This window comes from Viridibacillus sp. FSL R5-0888 (genome assembly GCF_038009105.1).
GTDB classification, from domain to species: domain Bacteria; phylum Bacillota; class Bacilli; order Bacillales_A; family Planococcaceae; genus Viridibacillus; species Viridibacillus arenosi.
This window is the reverse complement of record NZ_JBBPAU010000001.1, coordinates 64,881-87,779: the sequence shown is the minus strand read 5'-3', so window position 1 is coordinate 87,779 and position 22,899 is coordinate 64,881. Positions and strand designations below refer to the sequence as shown.

Below are 22,899 nucleotides of genomic sequence, written 5' to 3'. Positions count from 1 at the left end.
GCTGATTGCCTTATGCGAACACAAAGGTCAATCAGCTTCTAATTTAATAGTTATTATTTTCGTTCTTCTTGAATACCATCATTTGATGTTCCATCCTGCTTTTCAGTAGGTAGGTCACTTGATGTTGGATCAGCAGTTCCAAATACATCAAGCTTTTCTTCTTTAACTAAAGTTACATTTTTAGATTCATTACTTTCAAGTACTAGATCAGCCTTTTTACCATTACTTTGGTTATAAGGTCTATCTGGCAACGTTCCGTGGTCTTTTAGATGTTGAATCTGTTCTGCATCTAATGTTTCAACTTCAAGTAAAGTTGTAGCAATTAAATTTAGAAGATCACGATTTTCAGTAAGAATACGTTTTGTACGGTCATATTGCTCTTTTACCATGCTTTGCATCTCTTGATCAATTTCGTAAGCAATTTTATCTGAGTAATTTTGTTCAGAATTGATATCTCTACCTAAGAAGACATTGCCTCCTTGGCTTGAACCAAATTGCAATTGACCAAGTTTATCACTCATACCGTATTCGGTAACCATTGAGCGAATAATACTCGTTACGCGTTGGAAGTCATTATGAGCACCTGTTGAAACTTCACCAAAGACGATATCCTCAGCTACACGCCCACCAAGTAACCCTGCAACTTTATCAAGAAGCTCCGGTTTAGTCATGAAGTAACGATCCTCTTTTGGAAGCATTACTGCGTAACCGCCAGCTTGACCACGAGGGACAATTGTTACTTTATGAACTTTTTCAGCTTCATCTAATATTAATCCAACAACAACGTGACCTGCTTCATGGTATGCAACAATATTACGTTCTTTTTGTGAAATGACACGGCTCGTTTTAGCAACACCTGCAATTACACGGTCTGTTGCTTCATCGATATCTCCCATGTCAATTTTCTTCTTATTCGTACGAGCAGCTACAAGTGCAGCTTCGTTTAATAAGTTTTCTAAATCTGCGCCAGAGAATCCAGGTGTACGTTGAGCAATTGCTTTTAAGTCCACTGATTCATCTAAAGGTTTTTTACGAGCATGTACTTTAAGAACTGCTTCACGACCTTTTACATCTGGGCGTCCAACAGTAATTTGACGGTCAAAACGACCTGGACGTAATAATGCTGGGTCTAGGATGTCTGGGCGGTTCGTTGCAGCGACGATAATAATACCTTCGTTTTCACCGAAACCATCCATTTCAACAAGCAATTGGTTTAAAGTTTGTTCACGTTCATCATGACCGCCGCCTAATCCTGCGCCACGTTGGCGACCAACAGCATCAATTTCATCGATGAATATGATACAAGGTGCGTTTTTCTTCGCGTTTTCGAATAAATCACGAACACGTGAAGCACCCACACCAACAAACATTTCAACGAAGTCAGAACCACTAATAGAGAAGAATGGTACGCCAGCTTCACCGGCTACCGCACGCGCTAGTAAAGTTTTACCAGTACCAGGAGGCCCTACAAGTAGAATTCCTTTTGGAATACGCGCTCCAATATCATTGAATTTAGTAGGATCTTTTAAGAAGTCTACTACTTCTACAAGTTCTTGTTTTTCTTCGTCTGCACCAGCTACATCTGTAAAACGAACCTTTTTCTTTTGATCGTCATACAGCTTAGCCTTACTTTTACCAAAGCTCATTACACGATTACCGCCACCTTGTGCCTGATTCAATAAGAAGAAGAACAGGATAAAGATGATGATGAATGGAATAATTCCAGTAAAGAACTGAATCCATCCACTCGTTTCAGGAGCAGGTAAAAAGTTGATTTTCGAGTTGTTTTTTGCCGCAGCATCAATTTTATCCATTACTGCTTGGTTATCACGAGGTACATTTGTTACGAAAGATTCACCTTTTTTGTAACCCTCTAATTCACCTTTAACGACATAAACCAATTTGTCAGGCTGTAACTCCGCTCGGGTTACTTTGCCTTTATCTAGTGCTGTTATGAACTCGTGATACTGTATTTCTTTCGTCGGTTGGTTCGAGTTATTAAACGTACCAAAAATCCCGATGATCACGAGGAAAATTAATAAATATAATATGGTGTATCGAAATATTCGATTCATCCCCAGCCTCCTCACAAGGTAAACAGAAAAACTATAGTAAATCTTAACATATGAACATTAAGGCGTACAACGAAAAGCATTTCGAAAAAGAAGTTTCAATGTAAAATTGTCAAAATTTTAACATTGTTATTAAAATGAATAAACTTCTTTCTTTAGCACCCCAATGTATGGTAAGTTACGATATTTTTCTGCGTAATCTAATCCATATCCTACAACAAATGCATCTGGTACTTCAAAACCTACAAAGTCAGCTTTTAAGTCTACTTTGCGACCAGTTGGTTTGTCTAATAATGTAACGATTTTAATTGATTTTGCTTTGCGATATTTGAAAAGGTCTACTAAGTAGCTTAGCGTTAGACCACTATCAATAATATCTTCTACGATTAAAATGTCACGGCCTTCAACACTTGTGTTTAAGTCTTTAACGATTTTCACTTCACCAGAAGATACAGTAGCATTACCGTAACTAGTTACATCCATAAAATCTACTTCAACATAAGTGTCGATTCGTTTCATTAAATCCGCCATGAATGGCATCGCACCCTTTAGTACACCAATCATTAAAGGAAACTTCTCTTGATATTCCTCCGTTAAGGATTCCCCAATCTCACGAATTTTAACTTGTAAATCTTCCTCAGAAATTAATACTTTTTCGATGTCTTTTTGAAGCATCTTAGTTCCTCCTTGATTGTATATAGACACTACAAAGTTTGTTGATCTACGATGAAGAATGCATCATCAGTAGAGCGTTCGCAATAAGAAAAACAATTACCTATACGAAGACCAGGAAGTGCAATGACCTCATCTTCTTGCGTAACAATAACTGGCCATTCGTCTCTAAGTGCCATTGGTACCTTCTCGTCAATAAAAATACGAGATATGCGCTTATGTTGATTCAAGCCAAGTAAATTGATACGGTCTCCATTCATTCTCGTTCTGACATATAACGGCAATGGGACTTGCTCAATTTGAAAAAAATAAGTCTTTGCGGACGGGGTAGTATCAGATGGCCTTTCATCAGATAACTTTCCTATGTATACACGCAAATTGTTCGTCAAATTCGTCCATGTATTAAGCGTAACCATTAAAGGCGACTTTTCTACACTTGAAATTTGTTTTTTCTTGATAATTAGCTCATCATATTGACGAATTGCTACAACACCTTTTGGTAAATGCAAAGTTGCATTTCCAGCCGTCGATGAAGTCAGTTCGAGAATAGAATTCCACAGGGTATAACTTTGTACAATTGTTGTATCTTTATATAGATATTTTAATAGTAGTAGAATGATTCTTCTTTGTAAAGCGAGTGGCTTATTTTGGAATGCTTTTATGCAAATTCTCCATGAATCTTCATTTATTATTGCCACAACTTCATGAAAAGCTTCTTGCGCTAAACTTTGCAATAAATCTTCATCCGCTTGTGCCTTTTCGGTATACTGACGAAATGCATCAGCAACACGTGGATTTTCACCTGCAAGTAACGGTACAACATGATGGCGAATTCGATTACGTGTATAAGAATCTTTTTTATTACTAGAATCTTCTCGATAAGCCTGTTCGTTTCGTTGTAAATAAGTATGAATGTCATTCTTCGTCACAGATAAAAATGGACGTATTAGATGCCCGTTTGCAAATGGTCGCTCTCGTTTAATCCCAGTAATTCCGGAAGCACTCGAGCCTCGTGTAAGTGCCATTATGACACTTTCTACTTGATCATCTGCATGGTGCGCAACTACAAGATGCGTACTTGAACTTTCTATCATGATCTTCTCGAAATACCGATAACGCTCTCTTCGGCATATAGCCTGTAAATTCCCTTTCTCACGTTGTAAAATCTCAGGAATAGGTATATCAATAGCATAAACAGGAATGTCACGTTCTTGGCAAAAAGCTTCAACAAATTGACGGTCCCTTTCAGCATCTTCCCCACGCAACATATGATTCACATGAATCGCCGCAACAGTGACACCCAATCGGTCTTTCTCTTTATACAAAAAATGCAGAAGTGCCATTGAATCAGCACCTCCCGAACAAGCAACGAGAAGACGGTCACCTTCATTACATAAATGATAATACTTCATGTATTGATAAGCTTTTTGTTCGAGTTGTTCCATCTTCTCACCTCATTCACTATCTTACCATTCTTTGCTCAGAAATAGCCGCCGAAGATGGTTTAAATAAAGACCAATTTGAAATTTTATGTTCAATACGGATTGCGACGAGTGTACAATCATCATTTGGTACATCCTGACCTCGAAATGCACGTAAAACAGATGCACACATATCCTCAGCTGGGCAATTCTCCAGCTCCTGTAAATGACGAATTAGTTTACTTTCCTGCTCCTCCCAAGACTTATTTTCAAAGAACAGACCATCCGTACACATGAAAATTATATCCCCTGCTTTTAGTGATACTTGATCTGCTTCTACTGAAAATGATGTCATAAACCCTACTGGCTCACTCTTACTCTCTAATCGAATACACCTTTCCCCTCGTACTAAATAAGTTGCCATACTCCCTGCTTTCCAGGACCATAAAGTGCCGACTTGTAAATCCACAAGTGCAAAATCCATTGTCGCGTACATATCACTATCATTTTTCAAAGACATGACATAATGCAATGTATGCATGGCTGTTTCGGGTGCCATTTGATGGTGCATGCATTCACGCATTAATCGAATGAGACGTCTACTTTCCTGATGTGCCTTTTTACTATGTCCCATTCCGTCTGATAACATAACGGCCGTAAGCCCTTGATGAAGTGGGAAAACGGCGTGTGAATCACCAGAGTAAATCGTATTCTGCTTCGAAGACGTATATACATCATAAGACATATGGAATCGAACCGAAGATTGAAATGTCATCTGCAAATGTGGATACGGACTGTCCTTCATAGCAGTTCTCGCGATTTCAAACGGCTCATTAAACACACTTTGTAAAATTGGTAGCACTAAGCGCTCTGCTAATGTTTGATCTGTTTCCCACATGGCCTTTTTCTCTGGTAAACAGCAAACAATTTTCCGATTCCCTGTCTCATTTGATAAAATATCTACTTGAAAATGTTCAATTCCAGCAAGTTTTAGCTCTTCTGATAGCTCGTCCTCTTTATGCTGAAAAGACACTGCTTCCCCCGTCATATCATTCATCACCATATCGATATGCTGGCACATATCCCGCAATTGCAAAGCAATCATCTTACGACCGTGGTAAAACTGACCACTAAGTTGCTTTTTCGAAACCTTCTCCTCCAGTGCGGACAAAAACGGCGCGGACTTCACACATTTATAACGAATTTTTTCATCAAGTTGCAATCTTGTCGCTGCATTCGCAGTAGCACTTGCATCCAGCCATCTCTGCGTTAAATCTGGCATCTCACTTTTACTATTGCTCCAACATTTATCGTACTTAAAGCAAGATTGGCAAACTGCGAGCGGTTGCTCCTGCCTCTCTTCTGCTACAGTTTTGTTCACATTCCCAAAACGATCATGTACAAGCTCTTTCATAAAATCTACGAAGTGATGAAAATCTACAAGCTTCGTATTGAGCCTTTCCGTTAACCACTTCTGTCTTTCTAAAAGCACTTCATCCCTATTTGGATATAATTGATTTTGCCAATAAAGAACCCATTTCTGTGGGAAGATAAAAAATAGTAAGGTAGCAAATGCAATAGACATAAAGAATGTATAATCAAGTGGCAGTGTCGCATCATACAATGAAAAAAAGACACTCGCCATAATGCCCCCTGTGGCAATCCAAAACCTACCGGCATTTTTGCAAACCCCTGCAAATAAACCGGTTACCGCGTAAACTGCCATCATTCCACTAAAAGATAATTGAGATAGACTAAGTATCATACCTGTTAGCACTGCTACAGCTGTTGCTAATGTGACACCGCCAACTAATGCAGATACAAGTATAAGTAAATGCATAGCAATACGTGATACTGATAAGAAGCTAAGAACAACATCGTCCATAGCGGTTAATACCACAGCCCCTACGATCAGTGCTGCACCGAGTCGCTCAAAAGACCATCTGGCCGTCATTAACTGATGCATCGGTAAGAAAAGGATACCCAAAAAGAGTGTCATGAAGATTGCTAATGCACCTTCATATCCGATGTATAGCCATACAAGAATTGGAGGATGCCCATTGTACGAAATATATTGCCAAACTATTTGAACCGTCAAAATACTAAACCCTACTATTACAGGAAGTGGTAATCGTTTAAAAGGGGTTTTTAAAAGGAGTAATAAAAACAACAATTCCAATATATGAATGGTTGTTTGCCCGAAACCTAATGTAAGACTTCCGCACAATCCTCCTACCAATGTCCAACTCATCCACCTTGGATATCTAGTAAATGCAATTGCTGCAATCGGTAGGAAGAATGGTACCGTTGCTTCAAATAACACGGCTTGAGATAAGTAAAAGGAACAAAATAAAAACAAAACTGATAGCCATATTCGGTATTTTCTCTTAGCTACACTTGCCCATGTATTCTTAATTGCTTGATTTTGCGCTATTCCTTCATGCCACATCTTCATAAAACAACCTCCTCCTGAACATTGCCACCATTATAGATTGAATATTCCATAAACTTTGTCTTTTTGTGTTTTCATGAAAAAAAACTTTTCGACGAGAAATTGCTTTTTTAAAGAAAATAATTTCATAAAACAGCTTGACACTTACACACTTTATCTTGTATTATTTATTATGTTGTTTAAAACGGCGGCGTAGCTCAGCTGGCTAGAGCGTACGGTTCATACCCGTGAGGTCGGGGGTTCGATCCCCTCTGCCGCCATAATTTTTTATCTGGGCCATCTGTGCCAATATTATTTGGCCCCTTGGTCAAGCGGTTAAGACACCGCCCTTTCACGGCGGTAACACGGGTTCGAATCCCGTAGGGGTCATCATAAAAAAGCAACTTTCTCATGATGAGAAAGTTGCTTTTTTATATGTCAAATTAAGTACGGTATATACATATACGTGGCAAATTGTCTACAGAGGTGTCGTTATAGGCGAATTTTAGTTTGTTTGTATTGCATTTAATAGTACAATTCGTCAGGTATAAACAATTAAAAAAGCAACCCACGACGTACTTGGATTGCTCAAAAATCTATTTCACACTTTTTCTACGATTAAAATAGCCAGCAAGTTACCCTCTTCTTGCGCCACGGCCACCACGTTTAGATTCTGTAGCGCGTTTTAGCGTTGCAAGACGATCTTCACTGTCTTTTAAGAATCGTGCCATTTTTTGTTCAAAATTCTCTTTTGGTTGATGACGGTTATCATTACGATCATTTGAACGATTATTATGACGTGGGCGTTGAGGCCGCTCTGGTCGTTCTGCTTGAGGCTTTGCTTTACGAATAGACAAACCAATTTTGCCATCCGCTTCGACATTCATTACTTTAACCTCAACCATTTCTCCAACTTTCAAATGTTCGTTGATGTCTTTTACATAATTGTCTGCAACCTCACTAATGTGCACCAGACCTGTTGAGCCATTTGGCAGCTCTACGAATGCTCCAAAATTTGTGATACCTGTTACCTTACCCTGTACCTTGCTGCCTACTTCAATTGACATAAAAAAAATGCTCCTCCTTAATAAATCAAGCGACTTTGTAAGCCATGTAATCAAATTATGAATCTTAAAACTCGGTTAGATTCTCACTTCTAATTATATCCAACAAAAAAAGAGTGTCAATAAGACTACTCTTTCGAATCCCCATTTTTCTCATCTTTTTCGGTATTTTCTGGAATTGAGAAAATAATTTCACCAGCTTCAGAAAGGAAAAGTTCTTTACGTGCTAATTTGGCGATATAATCATCGTCATTTAGCTTCGAAATTTGAATTTTCAATTCCTCTTGTTGGTCTTGGGTGTCTGAAAGTTTCTGGGTTAGCTCAATTTTTTGCTGTTCTTTTTTAGCGAGTGTCTTCTTTTGATTTATCAATGTAAATACTAGGGACCCCATAACGAGAACAAATGCGATTGCGAAAAGTGCCAGTCTTCGATAAAGACGTATTTTCATGGCTCGTTTTTTCTTTTCCTGCCGTTCCATGGACTCGATGTATTCTCGACGAATGGCAGCAACTGAATTTTCTCCACTAGCTTTTTTGTTACGATTATTCATCCTCGTTATCCCTCCCTAAATAATAATTCTTCTAGCTTCTTCATTGTTATTGTATGTGTATTCTCCATTATAACGAATTTACCTTGATTTTTTAAGCCTTAACTGTTTAGTTTTTTTAACCAATGGCGTAAATGGTAACAGCAGGAGCCTTACAACACGCATTATGGCGCGGATTATCCACCTTATGATCGAAACGAAAAAATTAAAAATTAACCACAATGGCCTAAGTAAAATAATGTATATTAGACGACCTCCAAAGCGAAATACCGATTGGAAGTATAACTGATAACAATAAAAACCTGCGAGCTGTGCTATTGGATCAACAATACGCCATTCACCAGCTCGCACATTAAATAGTAAATAAAAACTAGCTATACCGAGTATAAGCCAAGTTATCAGCTCTAACGCTATATAGCCTTTTCTTCTGAATGACCGCGGGGGTGCATAATATTTAATCGTACGTACTAGATCTATACATGCTGCTCCTACAATTCCACTAGCAATCATGACGAGAAGGCTGAGAAATTGCGCTGTTACGGTCATCCAAATATTTTATGAAGGAAGCTTTTAGACAAGCCGTTGTCTTCGTCATCATACTGTAGCGTCTTCACTGTTCCTTCAAGTGTCAATAAACCCTTGTCTACATCCAAATGGACAATACGTAATTCCTCACCTCTGATGAGTAAATGTCCTTGCGAAGTGTGCACTAAAAACTCTTCTTGATCAAAGCGCTCGATTGATTTCACCGAAGTGACATCCATTCGTTTGCGATTTCTGACCGTTAGCAAATGATCCCCTGTTGGAATTGTGTACGTTGCATTATCCGGCTGTAACGTCAATGATTCCCCTCCCTTGTCCTGTCTTTAAACTATATGCTGCGGACAAACCCTTTATGATAAAACTGCTAATTTCCATTCAGATATTTGTTTATAGATAGGTTTTTCAAAACGCTTTGCAGTCATTTTAGTACTATTTTAGCGTTACCTCTTCAACATTCACTCTTTAAATAGATAGAAGAAACAAGTATAACAATGATTTACTGCATATACCTGCTCATTTCTATGTATCCTTACATAAGATATTCTTATTCATTAATAATTTGTAACTTCCCCCTATCATGTTTACTGGTCAGTGTTACTTTGGAGAACTAGCTTTGGAATTGTCCAATTAAAAAAGTTGTCCTAAAATTTAGTGAATACTAATTTTCAGGGCAACCTCATATAAAATCATTCAAACAAAATATAGATCAATGCTTAAAATACTATTTCTCTTTAAGCAACATCTACTTTCAAAATCAGCTAGTTCTCATCATCGATAAATTGCGGTTCAATCTTCTCTAATTTCTCCTCTTTTATAATCGTAAACATTCTTGCAGCGTCTTCTTTTTTTACTGTATCTTTCAATTCTTCAACTCGTGCCGTTACAACTTTTTGACCGAATCGGATTGCGAGTTCGTCACCTGCTTTTACAGCAGTACTTGCCTTCACCACTTTACCGTTAATTGTAATACGACCTTGATCGGCAACCTCTTTTGCTAATGTGCGGCGTTTAATCAAACGTGATACTTTCAAAAATTTATCTAATCTCATATTTTATTTCCCTCCTTCTGATTTTGCCTCGTTCCAAAAGGCATCTAACTCTTCAAACTTATAAGCTTTAAAATCTTTTTTACCAGCCATTACTTGCGCTTCAACATACCCAAAGCGACTAGCAAATTTTCGGTTTGCGTGGAGCATGGCTTCTTCAGCTGAAATTTTATATACACGTGCGATATTCACTAATGTAAATAGCACATCGCCAAATTCATCGAGACGTGTTTCATTCGTTCCATTCGCTACTTCTGCTCGGAATTCCTGCAATTCTTCGGAGAACTTTTCCCAAACACCTTCTGTCGTAGGCCACTCAAAACCAACTTTTGCCGCTCGTCTTTGATAGTTATAAGACGTTTGCAGTGAAGATGCTGCTCGGTACTCACCTTTTAATAGAGGTTCCGGTATCTCACCATTAGCATTTTCTTTACTTTTAATTTTTTCCCAGTTAGCATTTACTTCTTCCACACTATCTACAGTAACATCACTAAATACATGAGGATGACGACGAATCATCTTAGTGCTTACTGCTTCTAATATATCCTCTAGGTTGAAGAATCCTTCATCTTCACCAATTTGTGCGTGTAAAAATACTTGTAGTAGCACATCACCAAGCTCTTCAATCATATGCTCATCATCTTGCTCATCGACCGTTTGTAGGAACTCATGCACTTCCTCTAGCATATATCTTTTCAAGCTTTCGTGCGTCTGTTGTTGATCCCAAGGACAACCATTAGGGCCACGCAATGTTGAAATAATCTCACGGAAAGTTGACCATTCACGAAGAGCTCCATCATGATTCGTTACTGGAGGCACGTAGACGGTTGTTAAGTTATCAATTTCTGCTGCACGGTCCAATTCGTATAAAGGAACTGTACGTAGCTTTTCGCCTTTTGATCCTGCTGCAGTAACGATTGTAACTGGATAATCCTCACGATATTTTTCCATCAATGTCAGTTTTACTTCTGAAGCGCTGAAAGTATCATATACTTGTGCAATTAATAGATGTTGCTTCATATTCACTTCATGTGATGAGAAAGTTGCTCCATCTACCAATTGGAAGCCATCGATTGGATCGATACGTAATGCACCGAAGATTGGATCTAGGAAACTTTGACCTCCCTCAATGTTAAGCTTTACTTTGCCTTCTTTTTCAGCTTTTATTAATAGTTGAACAGTTAACTCTGCTACGAGTGGATGTCCAGGTACTGCGTACATTATATCTTCTTTCTCCACATAACTTAAAAGCGTTTCTACAATCTCTTCATAAACTGGTCGGAAATCATCGTGCTTTTCATAGATATAGTCAAAGCTTTCAAATTCGATTCCTTCAGTTGCTAACTCATTTAATACTGGGTGGTCTATCGTACGTACATATATTTTCTTTGCCTGCTGTAACTTACGATAAACACCTATTTGTAGCTGTTCAAAGTCACTAGCTCCGAGGCCAATTATTGTCAATTGATGCATAATTTTCACCTATCCTTATTTCTTTCGTTGTAGCCATAATTGATAACTGGCCATTCTGCGTCCAAATGGTAGTAAAAACCAATCCCTACTATTTAGAACTCCACACTTCGCAATGATTGTCAAAAACACAAACGCCCCTATCAATGCTGCTGTGCTTCCAGTCAATGCTGCGTTCAATCGCGAAGGTAAAGAAGCAAAGAGCCACTGCTCGGTAAAATAACTCCATAACAGTACACAAGTTATCATGACGGCTGAGGCAAATCCCATACATATATAAAAACGTGTGGGTGCGAAACGAATTGGTCTAATTTTTTTAAAATAATAGATCAATCCAATAGCTGAACATATTAAACCTAAATTACTAGCATATACCGCGCCTATGATACCCCACCTTATAATAAACAACTCATTACAAAGCACTTTCACTATAAAACCTACTATTAATATTAAAGTCGGTATTTTTAATTTCCCTAACCCTTGAAGCATGGCTGTCAGCGTTAGAATAAGTGACAACCATATAATTTGCGCTACAAATACTATCAATACATTAGATAACTCACGTGTTTCAAATAGCATCTCATTTACATAAGGCATAACGAGCATTAAACCAAGCGTCGCAGCAAAACCAAATAACAAGGCCGTACGATAGGTCAGTTGAATAAACCGTTCAGCTCCTCGCCCATTATCCTTTTTTGATGTATGGGCAACAAGAGGGACAATTGCAAGGGATAACGATGTTGCAATAACAAGCCCGACTTGCACAAGTGGCTGCCCTCTATCGTAAATTCCCTTCGTTTCCATTGCCTCTAAGGTTGAAATTCCACTTTTCGTAAGTGTTTCAAAAACAGTAAATGAATCAACTAGTTGAAAAAACAATAGTAAAAGGCCACTCATACTGACCGTAATACTTAAAACTGTCAATTCCTTTAATACAGGAAAGATAGCTACCTTTTTCCTTACGGATATTTTGTTCCCTCGCTTAAACTTTTTAAAATACATCCATAATAAAATGATACCAGCTAGTTCACCAACAACAGTGCCTGCCACCGCCATTTGCCCTGCCTGATACAAAGAAGTGGTCGTCGTCATAACAAGCCAAGTACCACCTAAGATGACAAGGACACGAATAGTTTGTTCCATCACTTGTGCATAGGCAACTGGTGTCATCATACCGCGAGCTTGAAAGAAACCTTTATAAACAGCAATCGCTGGCATACATAATGTAACAAAGGAACCTGTACGTAAAAGTGAAGCTAATTCTGGATCGCCCATCCATTTCGCAAATAGATCAGCTCCACAAAATAAAATGATGAAGAAAAGGGTGGATAAAATACATAAATAATAAAATACCACCCGTAATAATTCACCGCGCAACACTCCTTCATCACGATCTTCAGCTTCAGCAAGTAATTTAGAAATGGCGACAGCAAATCCACTCGACGTCCAAACAACGAAAATCGCTATAAATGGATACACTTGCTGATAAATATAAAATCCCTGGTCCCCAACTAAATTTTGAAAAGGGACTCGATACACCATGCTCAGTATTTTGACAAAAAGAGCAGCAAGCGTTAATAATGCCACTCCCTTCACATATACCTTCATTCCCCACTTCTCAGGCATTTCAAATCCTCTTTCCTATACATCGTTCACCAAAATTCATAATAATCTAAGTGTCATCAGTATAGCATATTGATGCTTATCCATAAAAAACAGGTTATAACATGCCTAAAGAACTATATTTATTAGAAAATTACTTTCTTTATATAGTATTAGATTATTAATAAGTGACTTTTAGTTCAATACCAGTAAAAGCATCCGATAAAATTATTAATTAAAGAGTATAGAGGAGGGATTACTTTGAAGATGAATGTAGCGAATATTAAAACATTTCATAACGCGGCGAAATTTAATCAGCCACATATACTACAAAGTTCATATATCTATGCTGCATTAAAATCAAAACCGAAAAAAAATCGGGTTTTAATTGAAAAAGAAAATGGTTATGTACGTCAGTACCTCGTCAAAGAGGATGGCACTAAAATATTAATTTCCGAAATGCGGGAAGATACCACGAAACAAACAGCTAACCATAATGAATCAAATACCGATGATTTAATGAAGTTGCTTAATTTTTCAAGAATAGTACATCCTTCTAATATTAAAATGATAAAATAAAAAAAGTCTTCCTCGTAAAAATTGCGAGGAAGACTTTTTTCATGTTAATCAAGCATTTGCTTAGCAAGAAAATGAGCAGCAGTTTCAGCTACTTTTTGCTCTGAGTCACCAATAAAGTGCACCTTTGACAATATATAAACAGCGCCAATTGGGTCACCTGACACGATAATTGGTGCCACACAGTAAGATTTTATTTGCTCAACTTGACCTGGAACCAACTCTACAGAGCTTTCATGCTTCTCTACTAGAATGGATCGTTGCATAATACTTTCTTCAGCAAATGATGAGAGCTGTCTATTAACATAATCCTTTTTTGATACTCCTGCCACTGCAATCATTTCATCTCGATCACTAATTAAAGCAGCCGTACCAAGCGTTTCATATAATGTTTCTACATACGAAGTTGCAAAGTCACTCAATTCGCTAATAGGTGAATATTTCTTTAAAATAACTTCCCCTTCGCGATCCGTGAAAATTTCTAACGGGTCGCCTTCACGAATGCGTAAAGTCCTTCTTATTTCTTTTGGGATAACGACGCGCCCTAAATCATCAATACGTCGTACAATGCCAGTTGCTTTCATTCGTGTTGCCTCACTTTCGACAAAATATAGTTATACTTGTCCTAGTATGGTTCACAAATGGGCATTCTATGCAAAAAGGGTATTACTCAGCAACAGGTGCAGATTCTTCCCTTTTTGCAGTAGGCAAAAGTTTCATAATAGCTTCTAAAATATCAAACGGTAATTGTTTATCCATTTTGCGCTCATCTATTGTAAGTAATAGTTGTTGCCCATCCATCCGGAAGCCTACAGCCCGCCCGAACTTCAATGATTCTGAGACAACTTTTGCGCCATCTATATTCGCCGTACCTTTCTCTGAAATTTGAATAGTAATAACTTTATTCGTTTCCTTAATTGAAGTGACTCCTGCTTCCTTCGCCCAAACTTTCATTCGTGCAATACGTAATAAACGTTCGGTTTCAAAAGGTATATCACCAAATCGATCTTGCAATTCATCAATAATTTCAAGATAGTCATTTTCATTTTCCATCGCTTTTACACGTTTATACATTTGAATTTTTTGATAGCCATCTGGAATATATTGATCAGGAATGTATGCGTCATACGGTAAAATTATTTCAATTTCAGGTATGTCTTCTTTTTTCGTACCACTACGTCGTTCTTCTATTGCTTCTTCAAGCATTTGTGAATATAAGTCAAATCCGACAGAATCGATAAAGCCATGTTGTTGAGATCCAAGTAAATTCCCTGCACCCCGAATTGATAAATCACGCATAGCAATTTTAAATCCAGAGCCAAGTTCAGTAAATTCTTTAATCGCTTGCAAACGTTGCTCTGCTACCTCTGTCAATACTTTATCACGTTGATACATGAAATAAGCATAGGCTACTCTATTGGAACGCCCAACGCGTCCTCTTAATTGATAAAGCTGCGATAAACCCATGCGATCAGCATTGTGTACAATTAATGTATTCACATTTGGAATGTCAATACCTGTTTCAATAATTGTTGTCGTGACCAACACATCATAATCTCCGTCCAAAAATCCAAGAATAACAGATTCTAGCTCAGACTCACTCATTTGGCCATGTGCAAAGCCGACTCGCGCTTCAGGTACGAGCTCTTGGATCTCTTGCACCTTTTTCGCCATATCTTCAACACGATTATATAAATAAAACGTCTGCCCACCGCGTGACATTTCACGCTCAATGGCTTCACGCACAAGCGCACCACTATGCTCCATGACATATGTTTGGACTGGGAAGCGATTTGCAGGTGGCGTTTCGATTACAGATAAATCACGGACACCAACCATCGACATATGTAATGTACGAGGTATTGGTGTTGCTGTTAATGTTAATACATCGACATTCGTTTTTAATTGTTTGATCTTTTCTTTATGCGTCACACCAAATCGTTGTTCTTCATCGACTACGAGTAATCCTAAGTCACGATATACCACATCTTTAGATAAGAGACGATGTGTACCGACGACAACATCTATCGTACCGTCTTTTAACCCTTTTAATGTTTCTGTTTGCTGTTTTTTCGTACGGAAGCGGCTAAGTAAACCAATAGAAACTGCCTGCTCTTGGAAACGTTCTACCATCGTTTCATAATGCTGCTGAGCTAAAATGGTTGTAGGTACAAGGAAAGCTACTTGCTTACCATCCATAATTGCTTTAAAGGCTGCACGAATGGCAACCTCCGTTTTACCATAACCAACATCACCACAAACAAGTCGATCCATTGGACGCTCGCGTTCCATATCGTGTTTGACTTCACGAATAGAACGTAATTGATCTTCTGTTTCCTCATATGGAAACGCCGCTTCAAAAGTGCGTTGTTCATCACCATCTGGAGTAAAGGCAAAACCTTTTTCAGCTTCACGTTTTGCATATAGTTTTATTAAATCATCGGCAATATCTTGTACTGCAGATGACACTTTACTTTTCGCACGTTTCCACTCTGCTCCGCCCAGCTTATGTAGCTTCGGTTCACGGTCTTCAGAAGCAACGTATTTTTGGATTAAATCAATTTGATCAACTGGTACGAATAATTTATCATCTGCTCGGTAACGAATGTGTAAATAATCTTTATGTGATCCCTTTACTTCTAAAGTTTCGATACCGATATATTTCCCAATACCGTGGTGAATATGAACGACATAATCTCCAGGTTTAATTTCGGTATAACTTTTAATACGCTCGGCATTCGTCATTTTTTGAGGTCGCGATTTCTTTTTTTGCTTTTGTTTAAATAGCTCCTCTTCCGTAACAATCGCTAAACGCTGTAATGGGAGTTCAAAGCCAGCTGTCAATGCGCCTTCAATTGCATAAACACCCGCTCCATTCGGTTCCCCGAGTTGTATATGAATATCGTAATCATCCAACACTGTTTGCATTTTTCGCAGCCGATCTTTACCTTCCGCCACAAAGAGCACCGTAAATTTCCCTTGCTCCCATCGCTCCATCTCATTTTTCAACAGAGGTATTTGCGCATGAAAATGTTGCATTGGTTTACATGAGAAACTTGTAGTTTTCTTAAACTGAACACCTGAAAATGCACGTGTAAATAGAGCAAAGAATAGTTTTGGTTGTTTTAGCATCGCAAAAATTTCTTTTAGTGAATATGAAGGTTTCACGGCATGCACCATTTTCCCTTCTTCTAGGAGGCTCAAGAACCATTCTTTCTCTTCTTTCTCCCATGCATCCATTACTTCTTGTACTCTGCCTAATTCATCAAATACAACAAGGGCATTTTGGGCAAAATAATCACCTAAATAAGATGGCTTATCATATAAAAGCGATCCATACTTGTTGGCGTAATCAGGTAAGTTACCTTGCTTTAGCATTTCAATATCAGCTTGGATATTTTGATAGAGTGCTTCTTTAACATCTTGCGCTTTCACTTTACGTAAGCTTTCAGCCAATGCATCCTCTAGCTTTTCAGCCAGTATTACTCTATCAACTCGCGTTAAAACGAATTCTGTCGCAGGCAAAATACGTACATCTTGTAGTTTATCAATTGAACGCTGATCATCAGCTGAGAATGTTCGGATTGAATCTACTTCTGTATCGAACAATTCAATACGTACTGGCACTTCCATATAAGGTGGATAAATATCTAAGATACCACCACGTAATGCAAATTCTCCTGGCGTTGTCACCATCTGACCTCGTGTATAGCCCATTACAATAAGCTGATTCAACCATGCTTCCACATCGACATCGTCACCGACTGCCGTTTGAAGACGCAAATCAAGCCATTGCTCTTTTGGAGACATCATTTTACGTAGACCTGCTACTGGAATAATGTAAATCCCCTTTTGTTCATGTAACATATGGTCAATTGTTTCAATTCGTTGCGCTCTTAACTCAGGACTTGCTATCGACATATCAGCTGCGATAAATTCATCAGCTGGATAATAATGTACAAGATCCTCGCCCATTAACTTCACTAAATCATCATACATTTTCTGCGCCTGCAATAGATTTGGCGAGATGATATATACTGGCTTCTCTATAGCCCCATAAATCGTATCTAAAAAGGCTGGACGCGCACTACCAGAAAGGCCCGTAATTAACTGAGGACCATTATCTTGCTGCAAATCTTCCAATAATTTTGTTATATGCATATCTTGAGAGAACAATTTACGTAATATCTCCAAATGAAGCCCTCCTTCCTTCAAAAAAATATAATGAATCTATTTGCTCTATCTATATTTTACGAGTAAATAGTCTATCTATTTCATTTTTCTTTTCATTCATATACAGAAAAAGGCCTTGGACGCATAGCGCACCAAAGCATTCTTCATTATTGTAGCCACTTTTTTAACGCATAATAGTCTGGAAATTGTTTTAAAGATTCTTCACAATGCTCACAAATACAATCGACCGTTGTATCTCCATTATGGTCTTTATGAATGTATTGTTCTGCTTCCGCTTCATTTAATTGATGTAACTTGCGGACACTCTCTTCTGAATCGAAAGGCAGTAGCCCAACCTCAGTTTCACAGTGCCGACAGCGATAATGAATTGCCATATGCAACATGCCCTCCTTTATAAAAAGTATAGACAGTCACATAGCAATTTATGCTCAATCATTAATTAAATTGATTCATAACATCTATAAATGGCTTGTCCAGTGCATACTCACAAGCATCCGCTGCTTTTTCAAAAGCATCCTGCATTATAGGTTGATCTTCCTTCGAAAACCTTGCAAGAACATAATCAGAGACCTTCATACCAGCAGGTGGGCGGCTAATGCCAATACGAATACGGTTAAAGTTTTGAGTACCTAAATGCTGGATTAATGATTTTATACCGTTGTGTCCGCCAGCACTACCTTTTTGACGCAAGCGTAATTTTCCTTTATCCAAATCTAAATCATCATAAATAACAATGATATCCTCGATATCGATATCAAAATAATCCATGATTGGACCTACACATTCACCAGAAATATTCATATACGTAAGTGGCTTCAATAGCATTACTTTGCCTTCTGGGCGGTGAATAGTGCCGTACATACCATTAAATTTTGATTGATTTAATGATACGCCCCATTTTGCTGCTAATATGTCGATGGTATCAAAACCGACATTGTGATGTGTATGTTCATATGTTTTGCCCGGATTGCCGAGACCAATTATTAGTTTCATAATAGCATCTTCCTTTTCTGCCTAATCCATGCTATTTTATCACATACCGTTGGAAATTATGAAAAAATGCAATTATTAGTGGTTTTTCGACTTTTTCCTAAAAAAAAACGCTCTATCATAAAATGATAAAACGATTTTTTCTATATAGCTATTGTTTCCAATAATCGGCCATTTCCCGGTCGAGATATACCCAACCTTTCCATGAAATATGAATTGTATCACTAATAAAATGCGGCTCGTACTCGTAACCAGTAAAATCAACAAGTGGGAAACCAGCATTTTGCACCTGCTTATTAATCTTCGCATAATATTCTTCTCGACGTTCTTTTGGGAACCCTGCATAATCGTACCATTTTCCATTCACAGGAATAGATACGAACATTGGTTTAGCACCCGCATCCTTTAGTACATCTAAGACCATTTGAAAATCTTCATACTCAGGTGACTCTGTGTAGCTTTCGTGTTTACGGAAGTCTTTGAGTTCATCTAACTTGAACTCAATCTTCTTTTTATAATATTTATCGTTAATAGATAAATCATTTGTTGTAATTCGCTGACTACCATATTCATCTGCATGCTTCTTCAACTGCTCAAAAGATTTTCCAGCAACCATTTCTGGATTTGCATGTAGTTTTTCAAGCGGTTCTGCCATGATGGAGTAATACAAATCTTTTTTCTCCATTAACTTTTTATTTATTAAAGCTACTGGTTTTGCTAAAGCTGCTTTTATTGGGTACTTGACACCATCTGTTACTTCATTTTCATAAATTGTTGATAAAACAAAGTCTCTTTGTACACTATCAAACTGCAAAAGACGCTCCATTGCTTTTTTCTTCAACTGAGGATCCATCTTATTATTCAACGCTAAATCGTAAGACTGCAACATTGAATAGTTAGGTGAGAAATGGAAATCATCAACACCTGTTTCTGTAAACCATTGCGGTGAAATAATAAATACCAATTTCTTATTTTTCAAATTCCCTTCTTGCTCTGCAAAATTCAAAAAATGATGAATGGATTGCGTACCCCCACGGCCATGTAAATACGTCGTAAAGCCTTCGTCATTGGCTTTAAAATAGTTATATGGATGGAATGGATCAAAGCGATTTAACTCAGATGAGCCATAGATTGGGAACATATTCGGCTCTTGTAGTAAACGATTTTGGAAATACTCCCCTTGGAACATTAATGGATTCAGAGCTGTTTTGGAATGTTCTACATCTTTATCTGAGATTAAAAAACCAAGCCATTTATTTGGTATAAATAAAAATACTAAAAACAGAATTACCGCAATGATGAGCGGTAAGAAGGCATACTTTCTCATACACGCTCAGCTAACTGCTCTGCGATACGATTCGGTGTATTCCACTCCTCGCGCGTAAACTCTGTAATCGATACTGAAATACCAAATTTTTCTTCTACTTCTACTAGAAACGTAATAATGCCAAACGAATCTAGTAAACCTTCTTCAAATAAATCAATATCAGGTTGCTCTACAACTACATCTTCCTGACATACCTCTGCTAATAATTCATATACTTTTTGTTTTTCCATCTTAATCTAACTCCTTATTATTTAAATAGTTGTCCAGAGAAAATATAAAATCCAAAGCAAATAAAGTTAAATGTTATAAACACAGATACAACATGTGTCCATTTATTTTTTGGCCATAGTTTATGTTTTCGATTCCACCGATCGAAGAAATCATATCCCACAATAAGTGCTGCATGATACAAGCCATAAATAACAAAATGCCATTCTAACCCATGCCAAACACCCATGATGAAGAATAATAGAAAATAACCAATATTAGAAACCGTATAGCGATTTTTAATCCACTTTTTCTTTGTCATCCAAAATACAAATCGCATATATACATAGTCTCTAAACCAGAATGATAGACTCATATGCCAACGATTCCAAAAGTCTTTAATATTTTTACTAATGAATGGCATGTTGAAGTTTTCTGGTGTTTTAACTCCCATTAAGTAGCTGACCCCTATAGCAAAGGCACTATAACCTGCAAAGTCAAAAAATAGATAAAGGCTGTAAACATACATATATGCTACGTTAGACCAAAATGGTGAATGAATATAAGTTGCGTGATCTGGTAAATACACAAGAATTTTGTTGTAAATTAAAAATGCTAAAATAAATTTGTATAAGAACCCTCGGAAAATACTATTAATGCCTAAATATAAAAGTTCTTTATACTCCTCTTTTGAAAAAGTCTTATTAACATCCTTCTCAAACCTTCTCCAACGATCAATTGGACCAGATGAGACAGTCGGGAAAAATAGTAGGAAGTAAATAAGTTCACCAACTGGTAGTGTCTGCTTCTTCATCAAGCCGTCACGTGTTTCAATAACTATCTGTACGGACTTAAATGTAATATAAGAAACACCAAGGAATCCAAATACATGATTCAAACCGAGTAACGGTAGTACTTTCACAAGCACTAATGGCAATATTGATAATACAACCATCGTACAAAATACAACTGTATTATTACGTTCTTTTCTGTAATGATGATAACCTTTAATTAAAACAATTTGAAAAATCGTAAACAAAATAATAGATATTGCACCGGTTTTCGAATTCCCGAAGATGACGGCCAATATAACAATAGATACAAGCATATTATAAATTTTTGATGATTTACCTAACAATCCAAGAATAATAGTAGGTAAAAGTAAAATGCCAATTAAAAAGAAAAATATAAACGAGCCATATGGAATCATACCATAACCTCAGCTACTAATTGTTTTCTATTTATTTTACCATTGGATGTCATAGGTAACTGATCACAGTAATTAAATTTTCTTGGAATCATATATGCTGGCAAACCTTTTGCTAGTTCCTTTTTTATAGCGCTTGATAATTGATATTCTTTTTCAAAAGCGTGTTCTTTAGGCACGATATATGCTGCTAAAAAATCAATAGCCTCATTTTTATAAATCGGTACAACTACACATGAATCTACATACTGGCATTGTAATAAATGGTTTTCTATTTCTTCGATTTCCATTCTATAGCCATGAACCTTGACTTGGAAATCTGCACGACCACTATAGAAATGTAAGCCTTTTTTCTGATATCCGACATCACCTGTACGATACGCTTGTTGCCCTTTATATTCAAAAAAGACTTTTTCAGTTAATGTTTCTTCTCCTAAATATCCCTTACTAACACTTGGTCCAACAATAATCATTTCACCTTTTTCACCATCAGGTAAAATTTGATCATCCTCATCTATAATAAGCATTTGAGTATCACCTTTTATATAACCTATTGGTAAAGAAATATGATCATCTAATAATTCAGCGGTTACTTCTATTGCTGAAACAGCTACAGTTGCCTCTGTTGGTCCATATGTATTGAAAATGCGTGCGTTCGGGAACAATTTCAATAACTTGTTTGCAACTTCTGTCGGCAATACTTCTCCGCAAAATAGGAACGTATTTAACGACGGTAGCATCCCACTATTAAATTCAGGATTCATTAAACACATTTGTACGAATGATGGAGTGGATGTCCAAACATTTGTTTTTGACTGTGCTAATTGCCCAAACAAAACCTTAGGATTTGCTATCATCTCTTTTGTAATTGCGAATAATGTAGCACCCGTCGTTAGTGCAGGGTAAAGGTCCATTACTGACAAATCAAATGAAAATGGTGCTTGATTTAAAAATACCTTGCCCTCTGTTATCGGGAAATCTTCATGCATCCAATTAACAAAGCTCTCTAAATTTTGAGCTGAAATTTGAACACCTTTAGGATTTCCTGTACTACCAGATGTATAAATAATATAAAAATTATCATTTTCTTTCACCCAAGTAGATGTTGATGTTCCATTGGAGTGTTTAGCAACTATATTTGCTAATTGATCTTCAGACATATAAGAAATTGATGACTCCTGAAGTGAATCTCTTTCTAGATTCTCTGTTTCGATGAGAAATGCTGCACCTGAGCAATTAATAATTTTTTGAATGCGTTCTTTTGGAATTGATACATCCACTGGAATATATGGGTGACCTGATTTTACGACTCCTAAAAAGGAGCTAACCATCATGGGTGCCATATGACCGTATACTATAATAGGTGCTTTCTTCGGGAGATTTAAAGTGGTTAAATACGCGGCTAATGATTCTGACTGTTTCCATAAATCTCCATAACTTAATGTCGCATCTCCATTTTGAAATGCAATAGAATCTTCATTATTTAAGGCTATATTTTGAATAGCCGAAAGTATATTCAATGGTAACCC

20 protein-coding genes and 2 tRNA genes are annotated in these 22,899 nt (G+C 37.3%); 3 read left to right on the top strand and 19 right to left on the bottom strand.

Going from position 1 to position 22,899, the window contains the following annotated elements; all coding sequences use genetic code 11:
* Positions 1-53 precede the first annotated feature (53 nt).
* The 4 genes from ftsH to MKY02_RS00405 all read right to left on the bottom strand — a co-directional run bounded on the left by ftsH (position 54) and on the right by MKY02_RS00405 (position 6,620).
* Positions 54-2,075 (bottom strand): ATP-dependent zinc metalloprotease FtsH, encoded by a 2,022-nt coding sequence (gene ftsH, locus MKY02_RS00420; protein WP_038179293.1) that lies wholly within the window; start codon positions 2,073-2,075, stop codon positions 54-56.
* 129 nt (positions 2,076-2,204) lie between these two features.
* Positions 2,205-2,747, bottom strand: a complete 543-nt coding sequence (gene hpt, locus MKY02_RS00415) for a hypoxanthine phosphoribosyltransferase (RefSeq protein WP_038179291.1) — start codon at positions 2,745-2,747, stop codon at positions 2,205-2,207.
* A gap of 29 nt (positions 2,748-2,776) precedes the next feature.
* A complete protein-coding gene (gene tilS / locus MKY02_RS00410) occupies positions 2,777-4,189 on the bottom strand; it encodes a tRNA lysidine(34) synthetase TilS (protein WP_340708549.1) in 1,413 nt (470 codons plus the stop codon).
* A gap of 16 nt (positions 4,190-4,205) precedes the next feature.
* On the bottom strand, positions 4,206-6,620 hold the full coding sequence (locus MKY02_RS00405; protein ID WP_051448547.1) for a SpoIIE family protein phosphatase: 2,415 nt from the start codon (positions 6,618-6,620) through the stop codon (positions 4,206-4,208).
* 183 nt (positions 6,621-6,803) lie between these two features.
* Here MKY02_RS00405 and MKY02_RS00400 point away from each other — a divergent pair.
* Positions 6,804-6,877 (top strand) — tRNA-Met (locus MKY02_RS00400).
* A 37-nt stretch (positions 6,878-6,914) separates the two neighbouring features.
* A tRNA-Glu gene (locus tag MKY02_RS00395) sits at positions 6,915-6,986 on the top strand.
* Between the two features lie 245 nt (positions 6,987-7,231).
* Here MKY02_RS00395 and MKY02_RS00390 read toward each other — a convergent pair.
* The 7 genes from MKY02_RS00390 to MKY02_RS00365 all read right to left on the bottom strand — a co-directional run bounded on the left by MKY02_RS00390 (position 7,232) and on the right by MKY02_RS00365 (position 12,893).
* Positions 7,232-7,663, bottom strand: coding sequence for a S1 domain-containing RNA-binding protein (locus MKY02_RS00390; protein WP_038179287.1), 432 nt, complete (start codon positions 7,661-7,663; stop codon positions 7,232-7,234).
* A gap of 125 nt (positions 7,664-7,788) precedes the next feature.
* Entirely contained in the window at positions 7,789-8,211 is a 423-nt protein-coding gene (locus MKY02_RS00385) for an FtsB family cell division protein (protein ID WP_076035398.1), read from the bottom strand.
* A gap of 78 nt (positions 8,212-8,289) precedes the next feature.
* The gene (gene yabQ / locus MKY02_RS21975) at positions 8,290-8,754 is read right to left on the bottom strand and encodes a spore cortex biosynthesis protein YabQ (RefSeq protein WP_038179283.1); all 465 of its coding nucleotides are present in this window, start codon (positions 8,752-8,754) and stop codon (positions 8,290-8,292) included.
* Entirely contained in the window at positions 8,751-9,050 is a 300-nt protein-coding gene (gene yabP / locus MKY02_RS00380; RefSeq protein WP_038179281.1) for a sporulation protein YabP, read from the bottom strand. Before yabP ends, yabQ begins: the two co-directional genes overlap by 4 nt.
* A gap of 459 nt (positions 9,051-9,509) precedes the next feature.
* Positions 9,510-9,800 carry an RNA-binding S4 domain-containing protein gene (locus tag MKY02_RS00375; RefSeq protein ID WP_038179279.1) on the bottom strand — a complete coding sequence of 97 codons (291 nt, stop codon included), beginning with the start codon at positions 9,798-9,800 and terminating at the stop codon, positions 9,510-9,512.
* A 3-nt stretch (positions 9,801-9,803) separates the two neighbouring features.
* Positions 9,804-11,270 (bottom strand): nucleoside triphosphate pyrophosphohydrolase, encoded by a 1,467-nt coding sequence (gene mazG / locus MKY02_RS00370; RefSeq protein ID WP_340710449.1) that lies wholly within the window; start codon positions 11,268-11,270, stop codon positions 9,804-9,806.
* Between the two features lie 15 nt (positions 11,271-11,285).
* Positions 11,286-12,893, bottom strand: coding sequence for a putative polysaccharide biosynthesis protein (locus tag MKY02_RS00365; RefSeq protein WP_038179275.1), 1,608 nt, complete (start codon positions 12,891-12,893; stop codon positions 11,286-11,288).
* 237 nt (positions 12,894-13,130) lie between these two features.
* On the opposite strand from MKY02_RS00365, the gene MKY02_RS00360 reads away from it, so the two are divergent.
* Positions 13,131-13,448 carry a hypothetical protein gene (locus MKY02_RS00360; protein ID WP_038179273.1) on the top strand — a complete coding sequence of 106 codons (318 nt, stop codon included), beginning with the start codon at positions 13,131-13,133 and terminating at the stop codon, positions 13,446-13,448.
* Between the two features lie 44 nt (positions 13,449-13,492).
* Here the strand turns inward: MKY02_RS00360 and spoVT are convergent, their stop codons facing one another.
* The 8 genes from spoVT to dltA form a co-directional block, all read right to left on the bottom strand.
* Positions 13,493-14,029, bottom strand: a complete 537-nt coding sequence (gene spoVT / locus MKY02_RS00355; RefSeq protein WP_038179271.1) for a stage V sporulation protein T — start codon at positions 14,027-14,029, stop codon at positions 13,493-13,495.
* Between the two features lie 82 nt (positions 14,030-14,111).
* Entirely contained in the window at positions 14,112-17,639 is a 3,528-nt protein-coding gene (gene mfd / locus MKY02_RS00350; protein WP_076065980.1) for a transcription-repair coupling factor, read from the bottom strand.
* Between the two features lie 146 nt (positions 17,640-17,785).
* The gene (locus tag MKY02_RS00345; protein ID WP_038179266.1) at positions 17,786-18,013 is read right to left on the bottom strand and encodes an anti-sigma-F factor Fin family protein; all 228 of its coding nucleotides are present in this window, start codon (positions 18,011-18,013) and stop codon (positions 17,786-17,788) included.
* Between the two features lie 61 nt (positions 18,014-18,074).
* Positions 18,075-18,632, bottom strand: coding sequence for an aminoacyl-tRNA hydrolase (pth, locus tag MKY02_RS00340; protein WP_038179264.1), 558 nt, complete (start codon positions 18,630-18,632; stop codon positions 18,075-18,077).
* A gap of 148 nt (positions 18,633-18,780) precedes the next feature.
* Positions 18,781-19,956, bottom strand: a complete 1,176-nt coding sequence (gene dltD, locus MKY02_RS00335) for a D-alanyl-lipoteichoic acid biosynthesis protein DltD (RefSeq protein WP_038179262.1) — start codon at positions 19,954-19,956, stop codon at positions 18,781-18,783.
* A complete protein-coding gene (dltC, locus tag MKY02_RS00330) occupies positions 19,953-20,186 on the bottom strand; it encodes a D-alanine--poly(phosphoribitol) ligase subunit 2 (RefSeq protein ID WP_038179260.1) in 234 nt (77 codons plus the stop codon). The genes dltD and dltC overlap by 4 nt, the downstream gene beginning before the upstream one ends.
* Before the next feature lie 17 nt (positions 20,187-20,203).
* Complete coding sequence (gene dltB, locus MKY02_RS00325; RefSeq protein ID WP_038179258.1) at positions 20,204-21,373, bottom strand: D-alanyl-lipoteichoic acid biosynthesis protein DltB; 1,170 nt, start codon at positions 21,371-21,373, stop codon at positions 20,204-20,206.
* Positions 21,370-22,890 (bottom strand): D-alanine--poly(phosphoribitol) ligase subunit DltA, encoded by a 1,521-nt coding sequence (gene dltA, locus MKY02_RS00320; protein WP_076035400.1) that lies wholly within the window; start codon positions 22,888-22,890, stop codon positions 21,370-21,372. The genes dltB and dltA overlap by 4 nt, the downstream gene beginning before the upstream one ends.
* Between the last annotated feature and the right edge of the window lie 9 nt (positions 22,891-22,899).

Coding starts and splice junctions, on each gene's coding strand:
- dltB (WP_038179258.1), bottom strand. CDS start 21,373: ATGATTCCATATGGCTCGTTTATATTTTTCTTTTTAATTGGCATTTTA.
- mazG (WP_340710449.1), bottom strand. CDS start 11,270: ATGCATCAATTGACAATAATTGGCCTCGGAGCTAGTGACTTTGAACAG.
- MKY02_RS00375 (WP_038179279.1), bottom strand. CDS start 9,800: ATGAGATTAGATAAATTTTTGAAAGTATCACGTTTGATTAAACGCCGC.
- tilS (WP_340708549.1), bottom strand. CDS start 4,189: ATGGAACAACTCGAACAAAAAGCTTATCAATACATGAAGTATTATCAT.
- MKY02_RS00365 (WP_038179275.1), bottom strand. CDS start 12,893: ATGCCTGAGAAGTGGGGAATGAAGGTATATGTGAAGGGAGTGGCATTA.
- MKY02_RS00390 (WP_038179287.1), bottom strand. CDS start 7,663: ATGTCAATTGAAGTAGGCAGCAAGGTACAGGGTAAGGTAACAGGTATC.
- dltC (WP_038179260.1), bottom strand. CDS start 20,186: ATGGAAAAACAAAAAGTATATGAATTATTAGCAGAGGTATGTCAGGAA.
- ftsH (WP_038179293.1), bottom strand. CDS start 2,075: ATGAATCGAATATTTCGATACACCATATTATATTTATTAATTTTCCTC.
- hpt (WP_038179291.1), bottom strand. CDS start 2,747: ATGCTTCAAAAAGACATCGAAAAAGTATTAATTTCTGAGGAAGATTTA.
- MKY02_RS00405 (WP_051448547.1), bottom strand. CDS start 6,620: ATGAAGATGTGGCATGAAGGAATAGCGCAAAATCAAGCAATTAAGAAT.
- yabQ (WP_038179283.1), bottom strand. CDS start 8,754: ATGACCGTAACAGCGCAATTTCTCAGCCTTCTCGTCATGATTGCTAGT.
- MKY02_RS00345 (WP_038179266.1), bottom strand. CDS start 18,013: ATGGCAATTCATTATCGCTGTCGGCACTGTGAAACTGAGGTTGGGCTA.
- spoVT (WP_038179271.1), bottom strand. CDS start 14,029: ATGAAAGCAACTGGCATTGTACGACGTATTGATGATTTAGGGCGCGTC.
- pth (WP_038179264.1), bottom strand. CDS start 18,632: ATGAAACTAATAATTGGTCTCGGCAATCCGGGCAAAACATATGAACAT.
- dltD (WP_038179262.1), bottom strand. CDS start 19,956: ATGAGAAAGTATGCCTTCTTACCGCTCATCATTGCGGTAATTCTGTTT.
- MKY02_RS00385 (WP_076035398.1), bottom strand. CDS start 8,211: ATGAATAATCGTAACAAAAAAGCTAGTGGAGAAAATTCAGTTGCTGCC.